A 19,501-nucleotide genomic window follows, 5' to 3' on the forward strand; every position below is an offset into this window, starting at 1 on the left:
ACTATATAACAAAATAACTGAAAATTCAGTTTTATTTTTATATAAAAGTTGAGAAACTCAAAGATTTCTTATTAAGTAAAATTTAATGGAGGTGTGAAATTATTTTCCCACTCCCACCTTCTTTAAAGTGAAAATTTAATCAGCCCTCATCAATCGGGCGTTTACGAGCAGCAGGGCCCCACCTAACTTCGTTGCTTCCGCTGAATTTTGAGTTGAGGGTCTTACTGCCCGGCAAATAGAGAAAAAGACAACCGATATTTCTATCGCTTGCCTTACATTCCATTTATTATTTTTCTAACTCTTTAAAGGTATCTTTCAAGTCTTTATCAGATACCTTTATATCTGCATTTTTAAGCAGTTCTCTAGTAACTTGTTGATGGAATTGAGGATCTTGTATACGTTGCTGTTCTAATTCTTTACGAATATTCTCTTTCTCTTCCTCATACGGTTTAAGCTCTTTTTTATCCGTTAGCTTAATAATATGATATCCGAAAGAAGATTTAACAGGTTCACTCAATTGACCAACTTCTAACTTATACGCAGCATCCTCAAATTCTTTCACCATCATACCAGGTCCAAATTCAGATAGTTCCCCACCTTTTTCTTTAGAACCTGGATCCTCTGAATATTGTTTAGCCAATGCCGCGAAATCTTCGCCACTATTTAATTTTTCTTCAATTTCTTTTGCTGTCTTTTCATCTTTTACTAAAATATGGCTAACTTGAAGCTTTGGCTTATAATGATCTTTAATATCTTTTTCCGTTACGGTTGCTTTAATAGCTTTTTCAAAAGCAAAAGTAAGCTTTAATTTCTCTTTCAACTGATCTTCATTTTTCACACCATTGGATTCCATATATGTATTAAAATTATCGCCCATCTTGTCTTTTAATTCTTTTAGTTGTTTCGTTACCTCTTCATCCGTAACTTTATATTTATCATGTAATACTTTTTCTACTACCATTTCAGATAAATTCTGTTTACCGTAGTTTTCTTTTAATTTTTTGTTAAAATCACTTTCTGAAATGCTTCCTGATTTTGTCGTTACAATATTATCTGATGAACCACATGCAGATAAAGATAACGTCATACCCATTAAAATGCTACCAATTACTAATTTCTTTCTTTTCAAATCTGAATACCTCACTTCATTAAATTCAAATATAACTATGTAAATATAACGTTTTCCTGTGAACTTCACGTGAATTTAATGAAAGTAGAACATTTGCTAATTCTCCATTTAATACATCAATTTCGAAAATTATGGTGATTCATCCTATATCGCTAATCTCTAAAGCTGCAAAAAGGACTAATATTTTCATTAGTCCTTTTTCACATTTATATAAAATTGAATTTCTCCATCTATAGAGCAAACTCCATATTCAAAACCATGCCTTTCTAAAATACTTTTCACTATCGCTAGTCCTAATCCTGTACCTGATTTTTCTTTACTACGAGAAGATTCTAGTACGTAAAAAGGCTCCCAGATTTTCTCGATATCCTTAATTTTATCCGTAGGAATGCCATTTTTTATTTGGAAATATATACTTTTATTTCTATCTTCTAATGTAATTATTATGTTTTGATTTGCTGTATATTTTATCGCATTAGAAATTAAATTTTGAAACACCATTCTCATTTTATTTAAATCTGCATAAACGATTGTATTGCCCGCATTACAATTTACTTGCAAGTTAATTTCTTTCGAATCCAGTTCAATCTGATGCTTATCTAATATACTCTGAACCAGTGGTTCAATGGGGAATTCTTCTTTTTGTAAAATATCTCTTTCTAGTTTAGAAAATCGTAATAGTTCTTCAATTAAGTTTGATATTTGATCTGTTTGTTTAATAATTGTATCTACATAAGTCCCATCATCTAATCCATCTTTAATCCCCATAGAGTATGCTTTTACTAATGCGATCGGTGTCTTTAATTCATGCGTTACATCACCCATAAATCGTTTTAAATGTTCATTACGATCAGTTAAGTCTTGATGTGCTTCATGTAGTTTTTCACTCATGATATTAATACTATTGGCCAACTCTCCTATTTCATCATTCGTTTTCACTTTCGTTCTTTTAAACTGCAAATGTGAAATATCCTGAGCCACATCACTTAACTCTTTCAGTGGTGTCGTTATTATCTTTGAAAGTATCCACACAAGTAAAATAATAAGAAGGAGCGAGAAACATAGGATATATAAGTAAAATGTATTTAACGTATTTATAATTTCATTTGAATTCGCAATGGAAGTCCCAATTAAAATTATCGTATCATCTTTCGCAATATATTTAGCAAAAAAACTCGCTTTTACCTTTCCTTGATCATACAGTTTATTCGATTGCCCTTCCGTCTTCACTTTCATAACTTCGTCTTTCGTAATCCAGAGCTTATTTAACGTTACTTTCTTTTTCGTAAGTTGCATGCGTAACGCGTCGTTCATAGCATCTTCTGACTGATTAATTGGCGTATACGCAATTGTAACGTTATTTTCACTTTCAATTGTATGAATAACATCTTCTAAATCATTGACTGGCGCATTTTGTATTTGAGTTGTAAATTCATTTAAGTTTTCACGTGTTTTATAAATATTATATTTCGGCAGGAGAAAGTTAATTAATAATAAAGAAATTGTAAATATAAGAATAACGGTTAAAGAAATGCTGAGAAATAGCTTTTTCCCAAGTTTATTCACTTTGTTCCTCCAAACTATAACCCAGCCCACGATGCGTCTTAATAATATTTTCTCCAATTTTTTTACGCAGCCTTCTTACATGTGTATCAACCGTTCTCTCTTCTCCAAAATAGTCAAATCCCCATACAATGTCTAACAATTTTTTACGAGTTAAAATCGTTCCTTTATGATTTAAAAAGCATTTTATTAATTCGAGCTCTGTTTTTGTAATTTCTAACTCTATATCATTTTTATATACTTTATTTTTGGCGAAATTTATCTTTACATCTTGTACTTGAATAATATCATCATGCTGAATAAGTTTTTTCGCTCGCGTAATTAGTACTCCTGGATGAAATGGTTTTTTTACGTACTCATCTGCCCCACTTTGAAGCGCTGCTAATTCATCTTCACTTTCACTTTTCGCCGTAAGCATTAATACTTTTACGCTTGAATTCTTTTTTATTTCCTGACAGACAGTAATACCACTATGTTTCGGCATCATCCAATCCAAAATAGCTAAATCAATTTTTTCATCATAAAATATTTGAAGTGCTTCCTCTCCGTCTTTCGCTAATAATACTTCAAAGCCTTCTTTTTCAAAATAAGCTTTTAAAATCCTTAACATATCTTGTTCGTCATCTGCAATTAATACTTTCATATTTTTTCCTCCATTGCTTTTAAACAAAAACCAATTGTATCATACAACATCTTTGTTACATGAATGTGACAGAAAAATATTTAAAGCTTTTGAGGGGATAGTAATGTTGAGGTGTTGTATTATGATAAAAAAAATCGGGGTCATTTCTCTTATTTTATTTCTATTATCAACAAATGTGTTTGCAAATACAAATCAACAAATTGAAGTATTTGATTGTCAAAAAGAAATGGTCATTCAAAAACAATCTTTAGATCCAGTAATCCAAAAAGAAGCAGTTCAATACGCTAAAGCAATTACTGGTCCATTTAAAAACTTAAATGTCGTTCCAAAAGATGGCTATATGATAAAAATCCCATTATCTAAGCCGGTTTCTATTACTAATCAATGGTTACACACTACAATAGACGAAGTACTTATACTGCTCCCACTAAATGAAAAGCCTTATATTATGCTTTATGATGATGAAAATAATCCGCATTTTTATTATGTAAAAGGTAAACCAGGATTATTATTGAAACAAATGCAGGTTAAAACGTAATTGACTGAAAAGGAGTCACCTTATAAGCTAAATTTTAAAAGCTAAGGTGCTCTTTTTTATAATAACAATTTAGTAAATGAAATTATAAAAGTTGGTTTTTAATATAAGGATCGCAACTTCATATATCAGCGATTTTTAAGATATATCGATTTACCAACAAAAAACCTGTTCGTAGCTATTATTTGGATAGCAATCTCTATAATAGTTTGTAGTGACTCGATCCCTTATATAATCCCCCTTTTACAAATCCATTCGCAGTATAAAACACATCCCCTTGCTTCGTGTCAGTATGTAAAACAATCACTTCAAAATACTTTTCCGCATGACATAATAGTTGGTTTAATAATAAGTTCCCTAACCCTAAACGCCGATAATCCCTTGAAATATAAAATCTCCTTAACCGCCCAATCTTATTGTCTTTTGTGTACGGATCCTCATTTAAACCTCCAACTCCAATTAACATATCACCTTGAAAAATACCATATAAACATTCTCCAGTTTTATTGAATACATTTACTTTGTTTTTATATCCATTTATTAGTCTTATAAGGAAATTAAACCCTTCTTCTTCACTGTCTTGAACGAGATGACTGAATTCATATTCCATTAAATTTTCTATTTGTTGAATATGTATATCTTTCAAGTCCATTCCCCCTAAGTACGAAAATACATAAAAATGCTCGAGAATCATTTATTCTGAGCATTTTTATGGTTGTTACTTTATTTAATTCATAGTATGCATATACTTCACTTCATATGTAAATCGATAATACAGTTAATTAATTTTATTATGAAAATATAAGAGCCTTGCTACAATCTAGTATGTGGTAAGGCTCTTTAAAGTTGTGTAATTCTTATTGAACTAAAGCACCTGTTTACTTAAATGAATACATATACATTTATAATGTCTCTCAAATATAATATCAGTTTATAAATTCACCATTCTTCTCTAGCAAGTATAAGTTAAATTATAATTTGTTAATCGATATGTTTGTGTAACCACTGTTCAAATATTTTTAACTGTTCTTCAGTATGAAGGTAATGTTCACCCGTCTCCATAACTTCTAATTCACAACGATGTTTTTTTGTAAAATAGTTAATAGTTTCAAATTCGCACAGTTCATCCTTAGCTCCGTACATAATATATGTATCTGTATTCCATGTACTAATAGGATGCTCTTTTACATAGCATAAATAATCCCAATATAACTTTTGACCAATAGGTGTCTCTATAGTCATTTCTTTTTGTAAAAGCTCCGGTGTTACATTAAACCATTTCATCATATTTTCTATAATTCGTTCCATATTAACTACTGGTGATAAAAATAATGCCTTTTCTATCACATCATTTTGAAAAGCTAAAAGGCTAAAATATGCTCCCATACTACATGCAAACACGTTTATTTCTTTCCAATGTTCTTTTGCGTAGTTCATAATTATAGATAATTCATTAACACAAAACTGTACTTTACAAGGAGTGTTATCATTCTTTCTTTCTCCATGCTCAGGTAAATCAAAGCTTAATACTTGATAACCTTTTCGATCGGCTTCTTCAGCTAATATTTGAATAACTGCATCTTCCTTATTTGACATATTTCCATGTACTGCAATAAAAATTTTTTCACTCTTATCTCCCCACAAAACCGCAGGAATATTACTAATTTTAAAAATATTTTTAAGCATATTCCCCTCCATAAAATAAGACATATAGGACTCGAAAAAAATGCACACACTTTATTTATCTCTGTACAGCAGGCAGTATCCGCTTTAAATCTATTAAATCATCTATTACTATATCAGCCTGAGCAAGTTCATCTTCTTGCACAAAATCAAAATTGCATCCAATTGCCAGTAAACCGTTGTCTTTCGCTGCATTTATATCAGATAGCCGGTCACCAACTACGGCTGCCTCTTTTATATCATATTTGTTCATAATACTTTTAACTAAGTCACCTTTATTTAGCGATTGTATTTGTTCGATACTAAACGTTTCAGTCACCCACTTGTCTAAAGCATAATAAGTTACGATTGCTCGTAAATATTCTTTCAAACCATTACTAGCAATGTAAATGGAACAATTATTTTCTTTTATATATGTAAATATTTCTTTTACATTTGGATATAAAGCGCCTTTTCCGCTTTTTATGTTTTCAATTAGTCTATCTAAAAAATATGCATCTGTTTGTTCTCTTATTTCAATAGAATGTTCCGGTAATAAAGCTTCCCAAACTTTCGGTAGCGGCACACCCATAATTTCACGGTATTTTTCAATCGGTGTTACCGTATCCCATAATTGAAGTGATCTTAAGTGATCAAAAGTATCATCTAACGATAATTCTAAAATTTTATCTGTTTGAAATAATGTTCCATCCATATCAAAAATTAATGCTTGTAACATTCTTATCTCTCCTTTTGGACTATAGTTTTACCAGATATATTTTTAAGAATCTCAATAATAATTTCTGAGCAATAATTTGCAGCAGTTTTCGCGAAATCATCATAAGAAACTTGAGCTTCATCATCTGCACTGTCAGAAATACATCGTATAACAAGAAACGGTATATCATTTATGTAGGCAACATGTCCAATTGCTGCACCTTCCATTTCTGTACAATGAGGTGCGTATTCGTCTATTAATTTTGCCTTTAACTTTGAATCTTCAACAAAACATTCACCACTTACAATTCTTCCTTGGTGAGCTTGAATATTTGAACTATTACTGTTACATGCTTTACGTGCTAACTCTATCAATTCCTTACTTGCAATAAACTCCTCTTGAAACGGGAATAATTTTTTCATTTGATTTTTACTTACATCATGATGGGTAACATTAGTTGAAATAACTACATCACCAACTTTTACATCTGGATGTAATCCACCAGCAACGCCCGTATTGATGATAGAGTCTACATTAAATTTATGAATTAATGTTTGCGCACATGCAGCTGCATTTACTTTCCCTACACCAGAACGTGCAATAATTACTTCTGTTCCCATGAATTCTCCAATATAAAATGGCATTCCCGCTATTGTCTGTTCTTCTTGTATTACTAGCTTTTCTAAAAGTAAATCTATTTCAATTTGCATTGCTCCGATAATGCCGATTCTGTTCATGTATGTAGTCCCCTTTATTAATTAATCCCTTTAATCCTCTCTGACATAACCGACAATAAAAATTTCGGAAGTACAAGTTGTCTCTTTAATCTTTTCGGCTGTGAGAGTAACCTATACAGCCATTCAGTTCCAGTATCCCTCATTATTTTCGGTGCTCTTTTTACAGTACCAGATATTATATCAATCATTCCTCCGATACCAATAGATAGCGGAATGTTTAATGTTTGTATGTTTTCATAAATGAACTCTTCTTGTTTTGGTGAACCTAGTCCTACAAGTAATAAATGCGGCTTGAATTGCTTAATTTTCATTTTTATTTCTTCTATTTCTTCACCATTTACAAATCCATGCTGTCCTTTAAATTGTGCTCCTGGGAACTGCTCATTTAATTTTTCTAATGCCTTTTTATTACTTTCTGGCGCAGCTCCAAAAAGAAAGACACGATATTCATTGTCGTTACAATATTTTATTAAATCGTGAGTTAAATCCGCCCCAGTAACACGTTCTTTCAAAGTTCCTTTTAATATTTTCGAGCCAATTATGACACCAATCCCATCCGCTGTTATTAAATCCGCAGATAGTAACATCTTTTTAAACTCCTTTGATTTTTCCGTATTTTCCTTTGCAGACATAACAATTTCAGGATTTGCAGTTACTACAAACCTTGGTTTCTCTTGTTGTTCATATAACCAACCTTTTAATAAACTTATAGCTTTTGCATATTCTAAAGTTGAAAAAGGTATACCTTTTATAAATTGCTGATCCACTGTACTCTCCCCTTATATAAGCTGCAAATATTCATCAATGTCTTTAGAAATTTGAATAAAAGCTTTATTCCAAAATTCATAATTTCTTATATCTATTTCAAAATGTTTTTTCATAAGCTCCTCTACTGAAGCCTTTCCTGTTTCTCGTAAGAACTCTTTATATTTCGAATGAAAAGTACTTTTACCTTCTTGAGCTATTTCTAATAAGCTAAAACTTACTAAATATCCAAACGTGTATGGATAATTGTAAAAAGGAACATCTGCTATATAAAATTGAATATATTTCATCCATACAAACAGCTGGTATTCACTTAAAGCATTTCCATAAGCTTCTTTTTGTGCAATTATAGATAATTTCTCAATTTCATCAGCACTTAAAGGACCCTCTTTACATTTTTCATAAAATGTTTTTTCAAACTGATACGATGCTCGTATTGCCATTACATAATTAAAACTATTTCTTATTTTCCAGCTAAGTAATGACTTTTTCGTATCTTTACTATCCGTTGTTTCAATTAGATAATTTAAGAGTACCGTTTCAAAGAAAATAGATGCTGATTCAGCCGTACTCATTGGCAAATAATCATCTAAAAAAGATGTAGATTGTTCAAAACTCATATTATAAAAATGCCAAGCATGTCCTAATTCATGAGCGAGCACTCTTACACTATTTATACTCCCATCATAACGAATGGAAATTCGCGATTCTTTCTCACTGAAAAATGGAGCACAAAACCCGCCTGGTGGTTTATTCTCTCTCGGTTCAGCATCTACCCAACCACTTTCTATCGCATTACGTGCAAATTCTGCTAATTCTTCATCAATATTCTTCCATGCATCATAAACGTTTTGTATTGCTACTGAAAAAGGAATCATGACCTCATTACTTTCCTTTACTGTCATAAGTTCATGCCATGTAATCGAAGCTTTCCCTTTCTTATACACGTTTAAAGCACTTACTAATTTATCAAGGTTTTCTTCTGTCGCATTCCACATTTGGAATAATACAGTTTCTGAAATGCCATTCGCATGAAAAGATTGTGTTAAAATCTCTCTATCTTCTATTTCATCACTCTTTGCATTACGCAATCTCCCTACTTGATTTAATACAGTAGCAAAGATTTCTTTTTCCTTATGTAAAGCACATGTTAATGAATCGAATACTTCTAATCTTTCCTTTTCATTATCACTATTCATTGCAATAGTATTTGCTTGTCCAAAGGATAATAGTTTATTATTGTGCTCTATTTCTATCCTATCCCGTAATTGTATGTACATATTTTCCCACGCATTAAGTTCATCTTTTATTAACTTAGTATTATCTGAAGTTTCCACTTCATTATGTTTTATTACTTGCTGTAATTCACTTTTTAGTTCCTTCACTTTCACGGTCAATTTAGTAAGGTCAGATGGAACACTTTCTTCAACCGATCGACAGTACAAATAGTATTCTGCTTTTTCAATAACTTGTATAAGCTTTGAAAGAATCTCTACATCTTTTGTTACAAAATATTGCTCTTTCAACTCCAAAATCGGAAATAGAATATCCTCATTCAAATACAAGCGATTTAAATCCCATCTAGCACTTTCTTGCATTTTTATAGCCGCCTCCTATTTTTACAAATAGTTACAGATATTTCTCCCCACACAATTATATATGAAATGGAAAAATTTTGATATCTTCAAATATTTAAATTCCTATAAATATATTCTTATTTATACTCTTTTCTTCTACCATTAAGTATCATTACACATATAAAAAATACTTCCTCTACAAGATTGCATTTGATATAGGAAAACTTCAAAGATTTTATCTTCATCAATACCATATCGACCGATTATCACAGATTAAAAAATAAAAAAGGATTGATCAAAAGATCAATCCTTTACTCTACTTCATTTAAGAAAAATAACGTTATAACGCCAGGTCCTGTATGTGCACCGATTGCTGCACCAATTGTATTTACGATAAATACTTCACAGCCAAATCTTTCCATAATTAATGATTTTAATGCTTCCGCTGTTTCTAAATCGTCACCGTGAGTCATACCGATTGTTTGACCTTTAAGGTCTTTACCACGTTCTTCCATAATATCAACAATACGGCTTAATACTTTCTTTTTCCCTCGTACCTTTTCAAGTGGTACAAGTTTTCCTTCTTCCACGTTTAAGATCGGTTTAATGTTTAGTAAACCACCGATAAATCCTGCGACTTTGCTTAAACGTCCACCTCTCACTAAGTACTGTAAGTCAGCTACAGTGAAGATATGTTCCATATGGCTCATTAGAAAATCAACACGCTTTAAAATATCTTCTTTTGATGCGCCGTCTTTTGCCATTTTAGCAGCTTCTAAAACGACAAGACCTTGACCAAGCGAAGCACATTTCGTATCAATAATTTCTAAATCTAAGTTAGCATATGTTTCTTTTACTTCCTCTTTAATAACAACTGATGATTGATATGTACCAGACAGTTCAGATGAAAAAGCTAAATATATACAAGGATTACCTTCTTTTGCATAAGAAACAAATTTTTCTTGGAACGTTTCAAGTGAAGGCAATGACGTTCTATAAACAGCGCCTTCTCTCATTTTTTGCAATAATGTAACTGACTCTAATGTTACTCCATCTAAATACTCTGTTTCTGCTTCATCATATACACGGAGTGGAATTAAATCAATATCATATGCTTGCAGCAATTCTACTGGTAAATCCGCCGCACTATCTGTAATGATTTTAACACCCATTTTTAAACCTCTATTCTGTTATAAATATAAAATAATAAAATAAAAATAGTACTTTTAAATTATATACGTAAAACTTAAATGAAGAAAGGAAAACACTTTATATTGTATGCACTATTCTTCAAAACTTGAACTATTAATGAAAATGATTCTATTTTAAACACCTTTTTCTTATTATTTTTCTAAAACACGAATAATTTTATAAGTATTTTGTATCATTATATTTTAATTCTTTATCTTAATATAATCTTTTCAAATTCATACTTTGGTGATGTTGAATATTAGTCCAGTTATGATAAATATTTATAGCCTGTACTATAATTAAAACAGTGAATATTCACCTGTAAGAATCACTAGATAAAAACAAGTTAAACATTTTATAAAATATTTAATTTTACTAGTAAAGCTAATAAAATTTGGAGAAGAATTTGAACATTTACTGCTATGTCTGTATCCGTAGTCGTAACTGTAACATTTCTAGAATTTCTAATAACAGTTTCTTGTTTATTAATTTGTTTAATAGATGATTTTTGAAACAATTCTTGTGCTACACGGTCAGCTTTTTCACTATCTGCTATAGAAATACTTATTATAACCACGATAGCTGCTTGTAATGCTGCTTGAATAGATAAAGCAGCTTTTGTATCTGTAGTAGTAACTTCTACATCTGCGGAATCTACAATTGTAATAGATTCTTCAGAAATTTGATACGTTTTACTTTCTTGCGCAGCTGCTTCTGAAACGCTAGCATTTTTAAAAGATGGATGAGGATTTGAGGAATCTAATGCACTCCACTTTTTATTTTCATCTGAATGACATGTTTTGTCCATGTGTTCACCCCCTTTCAATCTAAATAATTATTAACTTGTGATTGTATTTCAGAAACAATACTTTTAATTTGCTGCTTTTTTTCTGGTGATAAATTTTTTAGTTTTTCTTCATTTATCCCATGCCTATTAAAAATATCTGAGAGTAAAAGGTCTATAATTATATTCTTTTGATCCTTATCAAACTTAAAGGAAGAAAATTTATTTAAATCATCCATTTACAATATTCACTCCAATCAATTTTCTATAAAAATTTTAAATATCTACGAGCATTATATGTAATGAAATAAAAATTGCTTGGACAAGTAACTTAATCTTCTATTTTCACTTCTTTTTGCTAATAAAATCAAAAGCTGACTTCTAATAAGAAGACAGCTTTCCTTCACTTCACATAAATATAAGTTTCATTACTGTTAAATCATGTATTTTATCTTTATTTGTAGTTTTCCACACTTGCCTTACCATTAATCTTGAATATTAATTCAGTCATAATAAAAAGTCCAAGCTTGTACCACGTATTACAACAAAAAACATTTACTTAGAGTGAAAACTTATAGCTAAATATCAATAGGATAGACACTTTATAAAATGTTTAGTTTAACTAATAAAGCTAATAAAATTTGAAGAAGAATTTGAATATTCACTGCAATATCTGTATCAGTAGTTGTTACGGTTACGTTTCTAGAATTTTTAATAAATGTTTTTTGTCTATTAATTTGTTTAATAGCTGATTTTTGAAATAATTCTTGTGTTATTTTATCTGCCTTTTCACTATCTGCTATAGAAATACTTACTACAACTACGATAGCTGCTTGTAATGCCGCTTGGATAGATAGCGCAGCTTTTGTATCTGTAGTAGTAACTTGTACATCTGCTGAATCAACTATTTCAATATATTCCTCAGAAATTTGATCGATTTCATCTGTTTGTATAGCTTCCTCTAAAAAATTTGCATTTTTACTAAACGAATAATAATTTAATGATTCGCAATCTTCTTTTTTCGGCTCGCAATCCTCTTTTTTTGGCTCAAACTCCCGGTTTAATGGATCCCGATTTTTCTTTCGTCTACAAACTTCACATTCACACATAAAATCACCCCTTTTAGTCTTAAAAATTAGCAATATTAAAATATTGACTAACTAATAGCATTTTATGTATTTTTTTAAAATTTGTTTGGACAAGTAACTTAATCTTCTACTTCTTTTTCTAATAAAAAAAGCTGCCTTCTAATAAGAAGACAACTTTCTTTGTGACTACTCTAGAATAGATTTCATACAATATAATTGTTCCTTCCTTATAACCTGAGTTCGTCACTTTAGTTATAAAAATGTGGGTATATCCTATACCTTTTTTAGGGACCATCCATAATTTATTTCATAAAAAGTGCTTTGTTTTACTGAAAGGTGGTTGCGGAAACAACCGCCTTTTTATTCGGAACAAAATAAAACTTTTATATAAAAGACCCATACTTAAATACACTAAACTTCATATAATATATTGCATCCTTTCTTTTTAGAATAAGTAGTCGTTTACTGAAGGGCACTTTTCGAAGTGCTCTTATCTTTAATCCCCCTCTTTTTCAGGAAGAGTTTTTTTACTAAACCCTAATATGATTTGTATCACTAAGGCTAGGGATTACGACATTTCCTTAATAACTTCAATGAATATAGTAGCTACTAATTAAAATACCCCTATGATCTTCTCTACACTTAAACCATCGTGCGTTACCGAACGCATGAATTAATTTTTATTTTGACTATGTAACACTAAATTCACAAGATTATTATCCTATGTTTGGTGAAGCCATCAATTCAATGCCAGCAACCCCACACTTTTAACTAATAACTTAAACAAATAGGCTACCTCAAGGTTCCTTTGATATAGTATCTTATGTTCTATACAATGAAGAGAGCGCTAGTATTCCGAAGGAGGATATATATGAGTATTCAATTGGCCACATCTAACGATTTAAAATGGATTAATAGTCAATATGACTCAATAGGATTTGTACGAAGTGATTTAAAGAGAGATAAAGTTGCAATTATTACATATAACAACGAGTATGCAGGTGTTGGCCGATTAGTCCAAATAGATGAAGATACTTTAGAAATGGGCGGGATTTTTATTCTGCCTCAATTTAGAGGGCTTCAATTAGCTGGTGAGCTTGTTTCATTTTTAGTAGAAACTGCGAAAAAATCACAAATACAAAATGTATATTGTCTTCCTTTTGAGGAATTAGAAAACTTTTATAAGAAATATGGATATACTGAAGTCGATACTACGACAGAAGCAGTCCATCCAATTATTCTAAAAAAATATAATTGGTGTTTGGAGAACTACGATAAACACGTTCTACTATTTAAATTGTAAATGTAATAAAGTGAAACTTTAATCAGTGGGAGTTTTAATCAAATCCCTCACCAATCGGGCTTTGATTAAAACTCTATGTTCCGTCAATACTATAGATAAGATGATTGTACTTCTCCCTTTCCCCTTGGAGAGGAGCAGTTGGCTTTTGCTAGCTGCTCTTTTATTTTTTCAAAAAGTCACATAAATATCTTTAATTCCAAACATTCAAAAGATAAAATATGATATGATTGTTATGAAGATATTTACCAACTAATAAATGCGCCCTAGACTTACGTACTAGGGCGCATTTATTTTTTAGTATGTAACCCTTCACTCATCTATTATCCACAAAATAAGTATCATATGCCTTATCAAATTCATATCCTAACTTTTCTGCTAGTTTAGCAGATGTAGTATTCGCTGCGTCCCAGTTTGGATACTTTCCATTTTCTAAGCAATCCAATATAAGAGCTGCACTTACTACAGTTGCCAAGCCCTCTCTTCTATGATTGTGATCAGTCGCAACTTCAATTTCAATCCCATCATTATAAATACTATACGAGGATGCACCGCATACAACTTCTCCGTTATATAAAATGCTATAACCTATACCACGGTTTATATAATCTTCTACCGAATGAAATTGACTTGTGAAATCTTCAGATATCTTATGTAATGTAGGGCTATTTGCGATATGCTCGTCTATTCTTCTTAACTCATATTCTTTTGGAAGTGCTGATATAAAAGATTTTAATTTTGAACGATTAAAAACTTCTGGATTTCGTTTGAATTTATAACGTAAAAACTTATCTATTTTTCTTTCATGGAATGTTTCTAAGCGTTGTTTCCACTCTTCACTATTTACGATAACTAAAATTCTTTCTGGAATATTACGTAATAACTCTTCTGTTTCTTTCGTATTTGGGTCTCCAGCGTAAAATGTAAAAATCCCTACCGTAACTTGTGCTACTTTTGGATTTTCAAGATCATTTACCCAAGCAGTACCCATATGCCCTTGTAAATAAGAAAGTAAAACAACGTTATTGAAATCCTCAAACATAGAAACTAGTTTTTTTCTTGTATGTATATTCGCTTCATATATCATTTACATTCCCGCCTTCTTTAGAATCAACTACTCTTAACATTTTCATGAGCGCTCCATAATTCGTATTCATATACATACCCACCTGTTCATCATAAAAGCAATTGACTATTAAATTAAAACTTCGAATATTTATAAAATATCAGTAAACATAAAATGATTATAACATCTACTAACTATGAAATGATCAACATATAAAATAAGTCAACAATAAATATATTTCTTACCCGTTAACAAACGGTTTGAAGGACCAACATAATTAATTATGTAACAACCCTCAACAATAGTTTGAGGGTGCATTTAAATACATGTGTTATAACTCATTTTTATAAATAAAAGATTCCGTCTCACCGTTCTTATATACTTTAGTCAATTTAACAACTGATTTGTACGTGTTAACGTCATCCTCTATCATTTTTTTCATCTCTTCTATTTCGGCATCACCAGTTCCGCCCTCTATTTTTAAACAGTTCGAAATGGAAAGGTATCCGCTTGATGCCAATATAAAAATAAAAATCGTATCAGGAAAATTAATAAATAATAATCCGTAGTTTAAAGGGTCTCCAGCTGGATGTGATAAAAGTAATCGAAAACCTACCAGTTCAGGTACTTGAACAAAATCTCTAGAAACTCTCGCCTCACCTACTATAGTAATTTGCTTTACTACATTCCCGAGATCATCTGTAAATTCAGTACATCTAGGTGGATTAATTGTTGTTGCTTGGAAAGACACATTTAATTCAGGATTGTTAAAATCGAAAAAGATTGTACTCCCCTCCGTTAAACAATGCGGGCAAACATTTCCTAGCAAGCTAAAGTCCTCTTCAATATATTTAACTTTTGTTTTGCAACTACATACTTTCCCTATTCGAATTGCATCAATCTTTGAACAATCGACAAATATAACCTCATTGTCTTCTTGTACGAATGATACGATACCTGTTTTCTTATTAAATGAAAGAAAATAAGATACAGCAATTTCGTTTCCTGCTATTATGATACTTTCAACTTTTGTATACGGTTCTAGACTCTGTAAAAACTCACATATACTATTTTGGCAACACCCACAATCACGTTTCGGTTCACACCCCACTTACACTCCATCCCTTCTCTATATAGAATTGCTACTACATATATATGAGAAGAAAATAAGAAAAGCTTGGACAATATAACGTTAACGTAGCAATATCGTTACCTAATCGTACATTTATATGGAAATCACACCATTTTTGAGTAAGGACACATAATTTTTACTATAAATACATATAACAATTTCATCTTTCATGAAAAAAACGTTATAATAAGGTGTAGCCTCTACGATTACGTTATAAAGGAGATTAAAACAATGGCTAAAATTAAAGTATACCAAGCAAAAGAGGAAAATATGGAAGCAGTAAAAAACATCATTGATGTTGAGGAACAAAACCCAACTGCTGAAAACTTACAAAATCTATACGCATGTGTATTAGATACTGAAGATATGGCATTGCCTGAATCATACATTGAAGAAGATATCTTAATTGATTCTATTGAAGTTATGGTTAACGCTTCTCAAAGCAAAGTAAGAGACTTAGGTGCTTACGATGTAATCGAAGTTCAAAACAAAGGTAAGAAAACACAAATTTTACTATTAGCAGACGAAGAATACGAAATTATCGAAGGCTAATCTAAATCCGTACATACGAAAAAGCTCCTTTCCAATTAGAAAGGAGCTTTTTCATTACGCTTTTGATGTTTCACTCTTTTTATTCGTTTGTTGTTTCTTAATTACCATGCGCTCATTTCCCATAAAGAAAATGAATATGAATGCTAATCCAGCTGGTACCAATGCCCACATGAATGTTTGAACAATTGAACTAGAAAGAGCGTCAATAATCTTATCTAATATTTGCGGAGGGATTTGAGATCTTGCCGATTCTGATAGAATAGCTCTTGAATCCCCTAAAGCGTTTGTATTCATTCCCCCGCTCATCCCTTTAAATGCTTCTTCTAATTGATCTTGGAAACCTGTTCTTTGGATCATTCCGAAGATTGTAATGCCTAGTGTCATACCTAATGAACGAATGAAGTTACTCGTTGAAGTCGCAGACCCGCGCTGTTCCATACCGAAGTTGTGAATAGCTGCCATACTTAGTACAGAGAATGAGAAACCGACTCCAAATCCGATAATAATCATATAAACTGTTAATAATGCACGACTTGTTTCTGGTGTTAACGTGCTTAATAAGAATAGTCCAATTAGCATATTAACCGCAGAAATAATCATAATGTTTCGGTAGCTAAGTTTAGTTGTTAAAAATCCGCCTAACTGCGCTGTTACGACTGATCCTAACATCATCGGTAAAAGTAATAATCCTGAGTTTGTTGCGGTACCACCGTATACACCTTGAATAAATAACGGAATGTACACAGTTGCTGACATAAATGCAGCACCGTAACATAAAGCAATAATTGTACTCATTCCGAATAAGCGCTGCTTAAACATCTCAAATGAAATAATTGGTTCTTCTACTTTTCGTTCAATAAAAATGAATGCGATGATTAAAATGGCGAATCCACCAAATAAGCTTAAAATAAAGCTAGAATCCCAATCATATTTTTGTCCACCTAGTTCTAAAGCAAACATTAAACAAATTACTGCACCAACTAAAGTAATTGCGCCAAACCAATCAATTTTTTGCTTTCTATGAACGCGTGATTCTTTATAAAAGAATGTAATAAAAATAAGTGCTAAAATGCCAAGTGGTAAGTTAATATAAAATACCCAGTGCCAGCTAATGTAATCGGTAATATATGCGCCAAGTAATGGCCCGAAAATACTAGATAATCCAAATACCGCTCCGAATAAACCACCCATTTTCCCGCGTTTTTCAGGTGGGAAAATATCAAAAACGATAGTAAACGCGATTGGCACTAATGCCCCGCCGCCAATACCTTGAATGGCACGATAAATACCTAACTGTGTAATATTTTCAGCAGTACCACAAAGTGCCGAACCAATCATAAAGACAATTAAACCGAAAATAAAGAATCTCTTTCTACCATACATATCTGATAGCTTACCGAAAATCGGCATGCCTGCCATTTCTGCGACCATATAGGCAGAAACGACCCATACAAAGTTTTCGAGGCCTCCTAAGTCACCAACGATTGTTCCCATCGCCGTTACGACAATGGTATTATCCATCGATGCCATTAAAATACCTAGCAATAAGCCCGCCACAACAAAGCCGAGCTTATTATTCTTCTCAACCATATCTCTTGCTCTCCCTCATACTACTTATATTTGTTTATGTTCTTTTACGACTGCATTACCTTTTTGATTAAAACTAGTATGATATTCTACAACACTAATTTCACATCCAGGACCAATTGTGACGTTGTTGCCTCTTACAACTTCAGCAATCGTATGTTCTAAATAGATATCATCTCCTTCAACAATCGAAGTTTGGAGGTTTCCAGCATGACTAGTAAAAGGAATAAATCTCGCTTTTTTACGAACAGTAATCTTTTTACCACCAATTTCTCTTACCTTACTGCCTTCATAACGAAGTGAGATTTGAATATTTTCAGCATTAAGTAATCCATCACTTTCAAGACCACCAGTTAATGATAAATCTTCTACTTCAATATCTCCCTTTACATTTAAAGCACCTTTTACATCTACGAAATCACCTGAAAACTTTCCTTCAATATCTATCATACCTCTAACTTTTGTTTTTTCAATATGAGCATCACCATGAATTTGTGTATTACCATATACTTTTACATATTCCGCATCTACATTTCCTTGTACTTCGTTATCTCCATACACGACATAGTTTTTCACTTTCACATTACCGTGTACATCACTCGTTCCGTACGTTTTAAACTCATTGCAACTCATATCATTCGTAATTGTTCCTTCACCGCGAATCTTCACTTTATTATAATCTCCGCCTGCTGAATTACCAGAACCATTTACTGTGAGACTATGTGGATGTTCCATACTGATTTCTCCCTTCCGTTAAACCTGCTTAATTTCTTTTACATTTGCATTTTTATCAACAGTAAGAACACCGGTATATTCAATCAGTTCAATCTCACAGTTTGCTCCTACTGTAACATTGTTTCCTCTTACCGTTCTTATGTGAGCATAATCAATATCGATATTGTCACCTTCTAATAGTTCAGCTTCTAACTGCAAGCCAAACACTGTTTTAAATAACCTACTAAATGTACCTGATCTATGTCTTACTTTAATCGTTTGACCACCAATTTCTTTCGCTCGACATGTACCGTGAATATTTATATTAATTTCATCTGCGCTTAATAAACCACCGATTGTAAATTGTCCTTCTGAAGAAAAAGTATCCACTTCACAATTACCGTCAATTGTAGCTTGACCATTGACTTTAAATTCTTCACCAGTGACATTTCCACCTATCGTACCTTTTCCTGCAATTTTCAAACTGTTTGCTTTTACATTTTGCGTAATTGTTGCTTTTCCATCAATTCGCATCGTTTCAGCATGAACTGTACCATCAACTTTACCAGATCCGCTAATTCGTGCACTGCTACTTTTCAAATCACCAGTAACTGCACCGTAACCGTTACATTCAAATTGCTCACATTCAACATTTCCATTCACAGTTCCTTTTCCGTTTAATTGCACTTTATGAAACTCGCCGCCATTCGATGAACCGTAACCATTTATAATCAAATTATCTGTACGCATACTTTCTC

21 protein-coding genes are annotated in these 19,501 nt (G+C 31.8%); 3 read left to right on the forward strand and 18 right to left on the reverse strand.

What is annotated here, in order from left to right; genetic code table 11:
* Positions 1-286: 286 nt before the first annotated feature.
* From ACUN13_RS16400 to ACUN13_RS16410, 3 genes are all read right to left on the reverse strand, one after another.
* Complete coding sequence (locus tag ACUN13_RS16400; protein ID WP_088322515.1) at positions 287-1,129, reverse strand: peptidylprolyl isomerase PrsA; 843 nt, start codon at positions 1,127-1,129, stop codon at positions 287-289.
* 189 nt (positions 1,130-1,318) lie between these two features.
* On the reverse strand, positions 1,319-2,695 hold the full coding sequence (locus ACUN13_RS16405; RefSeq protein ID WP_059303740.1) for a sensor histidine kinase: 1,377 nt from the start codon (positions 2,693-2,695) through the stop codon (positions 1,319-1,321).
* Positions 2,688-3,335: a response regulator transcription factor gene (locus tag ACUN13_RS16410; RefSeq protein ID WP_000865979.1), complete on the reverse strand. Its 648-nt coding sequence runs from the start codon at positions 3,333-3,335 to the stop codon at positions 2,688-2,690. Before ACUN13_RS16410 ends, ACUN13_RS16405 begins: the two co-directional genes overlap by 8 nt.
* Positions 3,336-3,456: 121 nt before the next feature.
* Between ACUN13_RS16410 and ACUN13_RS16415 the strand changes: the two genes are divergently transcribed.
* Positions 3,457-3,873 carry a hypothetical protein gene (locus ACUN13_RS16415; protein ID WP_059303739.1) on the forward strand — a complete coding sequence of 139 codons (417 nt, stop codon included), beginning with the start codon at positions 3,457-3,459 and terminating at the stop codon, positions 3,871-3,873.
* Between the two features lie 196 nt (positions 3,874-4,069).
* Here ACUN13_RS16415 and ACUN13_RS16420 read toward each other — a convergent pair whose 3' ends face one another.
* From ACUN13_RS16420 to ACUN13_RS16465, 10 genes are all read right to left on the reverse strand, one after another.
* A complete protein-coding gene (locus tag ACUN13_RS16420; protein ID WP_002195629.1) occupies positions 4,070-4,564 on the reverse strand; it encodes a GNAT family N-acetyltransferase in 495 nt (164 codons plus the stop codon).
* Between the two features lie 287 nt (positions 4,565-4,851).
* Positions 4,852-5,556, reverse strand: a complete 705-nt coding sequence (locus tag ACUN13_RS16425) for an alpha/beta hydrolase (RefSeq protein WP_088345574.1) — start codon at positions 5,554-5,556, stop codon at positions 4,852-4,854.
* Between the two features lie 55 nt (positions 5,557-5,611).
* The gene (locus ACUN13_RS16430) at positions 5,612-6,271 is read right to left on the reverse strand and encodes an HAD hydrolase-like protein (protein ID WP_257115409.1); all 660 of its coding nucleotides are present in this window, start codon (positions 6,269-6,271) and stop codon (positions 5,612-5,614) included.
* 2 nt (positions 6,272-6,273) lie between these two features.
* Complete coding sequence (locus ACUN13_RS16435; RefSeq protein ID WP_257115410.1) at positions 6,274-6,987, reverse strand: 5'-methylthioadenosine/adenosylhomocysteine nucleosidase; 714 nt, start codon at positions 6,985-6,987, stop codon at positions 6,274-6,276.
* Between the two features lie 17 nt (positions 6,988-7,004).
* Positions 7,005-7,754 (reverse strand): WecB/TagA/CpsF family glycosyltransferase, encoded by a 750-nt coding sequence (locus ACUN13_RS16440; RefSeq protein ID WP_059303736.1) that lies wholly within the window; start codon positions 7,752-7,754, stop codon positions 7,005-7,007.
* Between the two features lie 12 nt (positions 7,755-7,766).
* On the reverse strand, positions 7,767-9,350 hold the full coding sequence (locus ACUN13_RS16445) for a M3 family metallopeptidase (protein WP_257115411.1): 1,584 nt from the start codon (positions 9,348-9,350) through the stop codon (positions 7,767-7,769).
* 290 nt (positions 9,351-9,640) lie between these two features.
* Positions 9,641-10,501 (reverse strand): DegV family protein, encoded by an 861-nt coding sequence (locus ACUN13_RS16450; protein WP_103622442.1) that lies wholly within the window; start codon positions 10,499-10,501, stop codon positions 9,641-9,643.
* Between the two features lie 374 nt (positions 10,502-10,875).
* Complete coding sequence (locus ACUN13_RS16455; protein ID WP_000361676.1) at positions 10,876-11,328, reverse strand: spore coat protein; 453 nt, start codon at positions 11,326-11,328, stop codon at positions 10,876-10,878.
* Between the two features lie 14 nt (positions 11,329-11,342).
* Positions 11,343-11,543 carry a spore coat protein W gene (locus tag ACUN13_RS16460; RefSeq protein WP_000342253.1) on the reverse strand — a complete coding sequence of 67 codons (201 nt, stop codon included), beginning with the start codon at positions 11,541-11,543 and terminating at the stop codon, positions 11,343-11,345.
* A gap of 363 nt (positions 11,544-11,906) precedes the next feature.
* Positions 11,907-12,413, reverse strand: coding sequence for a spore coat protein (locus tag ACUN13_RS16465; protein WP_257115413.1), 507 nt, complete (start codon positions 12,411-12,413; stop codon positions 11,907-11,909).
* An 850-nt stretch (positions 12,414-13,263) separates the two neighbouring features.
* Between ACUN13_RS16465 and ACUN13_RS16470 the strand changes: the two genes are divergently transcribed.
* On the forward strand, positions 13,264-13,695 hold the full coding sequence (locus ACUN13_RS16470) for a GNAT family N-acetyltransferase (protein WP_000027166.1): 432 nt from the start codon (positions 13,264-13,266) through the stop codon (positions 13,693-13,695).
* A 313-nt stretch (positions 13,696-14,008) separates the two neighbouring features.
* Here ACUN13_RS16470 and ACUN13_RS16475 read toward each other — a convergent pair whose 3' ends face one another.
* The gene (locus tag ACUN13_RS16475) at positions 14,009-14,779 is read right to left on the reverse strand and encodes a GNAT family N-acetyltransferase (protein ID WP_000638727.1); all 771 of its coding nucleotides are present in this window, start codon (positions 14,777-14,779) and stop codon (positions 14,009-14,011) included.
* A 310-nt stretch (positions 14,780-15,089) separates the two neighbouring features.
* Positions 15,090-15,869 carry a BC_2878 family exosporium-associated protein gene (locus ACUN13_RS16480; RefSeq protein ID WP_000501710.1) on the reverse strand — a complete coding sequence of 260 codons (780 nt, stop codon included), beginning with the start codon at positions 15,867-15,869 and terminating at the stop codon, positions 15,090-15,092.
* A 252-nt stretch (positions 15,870-16,121) separates the two neighbouring features.
* Here ACUN13_RS16480 and ACUN13_RS16485 point away from each other — a divergent pair, with 252 nt between their 5' ends.
* Complete coding sequence (locus tag ACUN13_RS16485; RefSeq protein WP_001062733.1) at positions 16,122-16,442, forward strand: hypothetical protein; 321 nt, start codon at positions 16,122-16,124, stop codon at positions 16,440-16,442.
* Positions 16,443-16,496: 54 nt separating this feature from the next.
* Here the strand turns inward: ACUN13_RS16485 and ACUN13_RS16490 are convergent, their stop codons facing one another.
* From ACUN13_RS16490 to ACUN13_RS16500, 3 genes are read right to left on the reverse strand one after another with little or no spacing between them, the layout of a single operon-like run.
* Positions 16,497-18,032: an MDR family MFS transporter gene (locus ACUN13_RS16490; RefSeq protein ID WP_438906186.1), complete on the reverse strand. Its 1,536-nt coding sequence runs from the start codon at positions 18,030-18,032 to the stop codon at positions 16,497-16,499.
* 24 nt (positions 18,033-18,056) lie between these two features.
* Entirely contained in the window at positions 18,057-18,764 is a 708-nt protein-coding gene (locus tag ACUN13_RS16495) for a polymer-forming cytoskeletal protein (RefSeq protein ID WP_000400903.1), read from the reverse strand.
* 18 nt (positions 18,765-18,782) lie between these two features.
* Entirely contained in the window at positions 18,783-19,493 is a 711-nt protein-coding gene (locus ACUN13_RS16500) for a bactofilin family protein (RefSeq protein ID WP_001258384.1), read from the reverse strand.
* Positions 19,494-19,501 lie beyond the last annotated feature (8 nt).

This window comes from Bacillus cereus group sp. Bce041, from assembly GCF_052646455.1.

Coding starts and splice junctions, on each gene's coding strand:
- ACUN13_RS16410 (WP_000865979.1), bottom strand. CDS start 3,335: ATGAAAGTATTAATTGCAGATGACGAACAAGATATGTTAAGGATTTTA.
- ACUN13_RS16415 (WP_059303739.1), top strand. CDS start 3,457: ATGATAAAAAAAATCGGGGTCATTTCTCTTATTTTATTTCTATTATCA.
- ACUN13_RS16420 (WP_002195629.1), bottom strand. CDS start 4,564: ATGATTCTCGAGCATTTTTATGTATTTTCGTACTTAGGGGGAATGGAC.
- ACUN13_RS16425 (WP_088345574.1), bottom strand. CDS start 5,556: ATGCTTAAAAATATTTTTAAAATTAGTAATATTCCTGCGGTTTTGTGG.
- ACUN13_RS16430 (WP_257115409.1), bottom strand. CDS start 6,271: ATGTTACAAGCATTAATTTTTGATATGGATGGAACATTATTTCAAACA.
- ACUN13_RS16435 (WP_257115410.1), bottom strand. CDS start 6,987: ATGAACAGAATCGGCATTATCGGAGCAATGCAAATTGAAATAGATTTA.
- ACUN13_RS16445 (WP_257115411.1), bottom strand. CDS start 9,350: ATGCAAGAAAGTGCTAGATGGGATTTAAATCGCTTGTATTTGAATGAG.
- ACUN13_RS16450 (WP_103622442.1), bottom strand. CDS start 10,501: ATGGGTGTTAAAATCATTACAGATAGTGCGGCGGATTTACCAGTAGAA.
- ACUN13_RS16455 (WP_000361676.1), bottom strand. CDS start 11,328: ATGGACAAAACATGTCATTCAGATGAAAATAAAAAGTGGAGTGCATTA.
- ACUN13_RS16460 (WP_000342253.1), bottom strand. CDS start 11,543: ATGGATGATTTAAATAAATTTTCTTCCTTTAAGTTTGATAAGGATCAA.
- ACUN13_RS16465 (WP_257115413.1), bottom strand. CDS start 12,413: ATGTGTGAATGTGAAGTTTGTAGACGAAAGAAAAATCGGGATCCATTA.
- ACUN13_RS16470 (WP_000027166.1), top strand. CDS start 13,264: ATGAGTATTCAATTGGCCACATCTAACGATTTAAAATGGATTAATAGT.
- ACUN13_RS16475 (WP_000638727.1), bottom strand. CDS start 14,779: ATGATATATGAAGCGAATATACATACAAGAAAAAAACTAGTTTCTATG.
- ACUN13_RS16485 (WP_001062733.1), top strand. CDS start 16,122: ATGGCTAAAATTAAAGTATACCAAGCAAAAGAGGAAAATATGGAAGCA.
- ACUN13_RS16490 (WP_438906186.1), bottom strand. CDS start 18,032: ATGGTTGAGAAGAATAATAAGCTCGGCTTTGTTGTGGCGGGCTTATTG.
- ACUN13_RS16495 (WP_000400903.1), bottom strand. CDS start 18,764: ATGGAACATCCACATAGTCTCACAGTAAATGGTTCTGGTAATTCAGCA.
- ACUN13_RS16500 (WP_001258384.1), bottom strand. CDS start 19,493: ATGCGTACAGATAATTTGATTATAAATGGTTACGGTTCATCGAATGGC.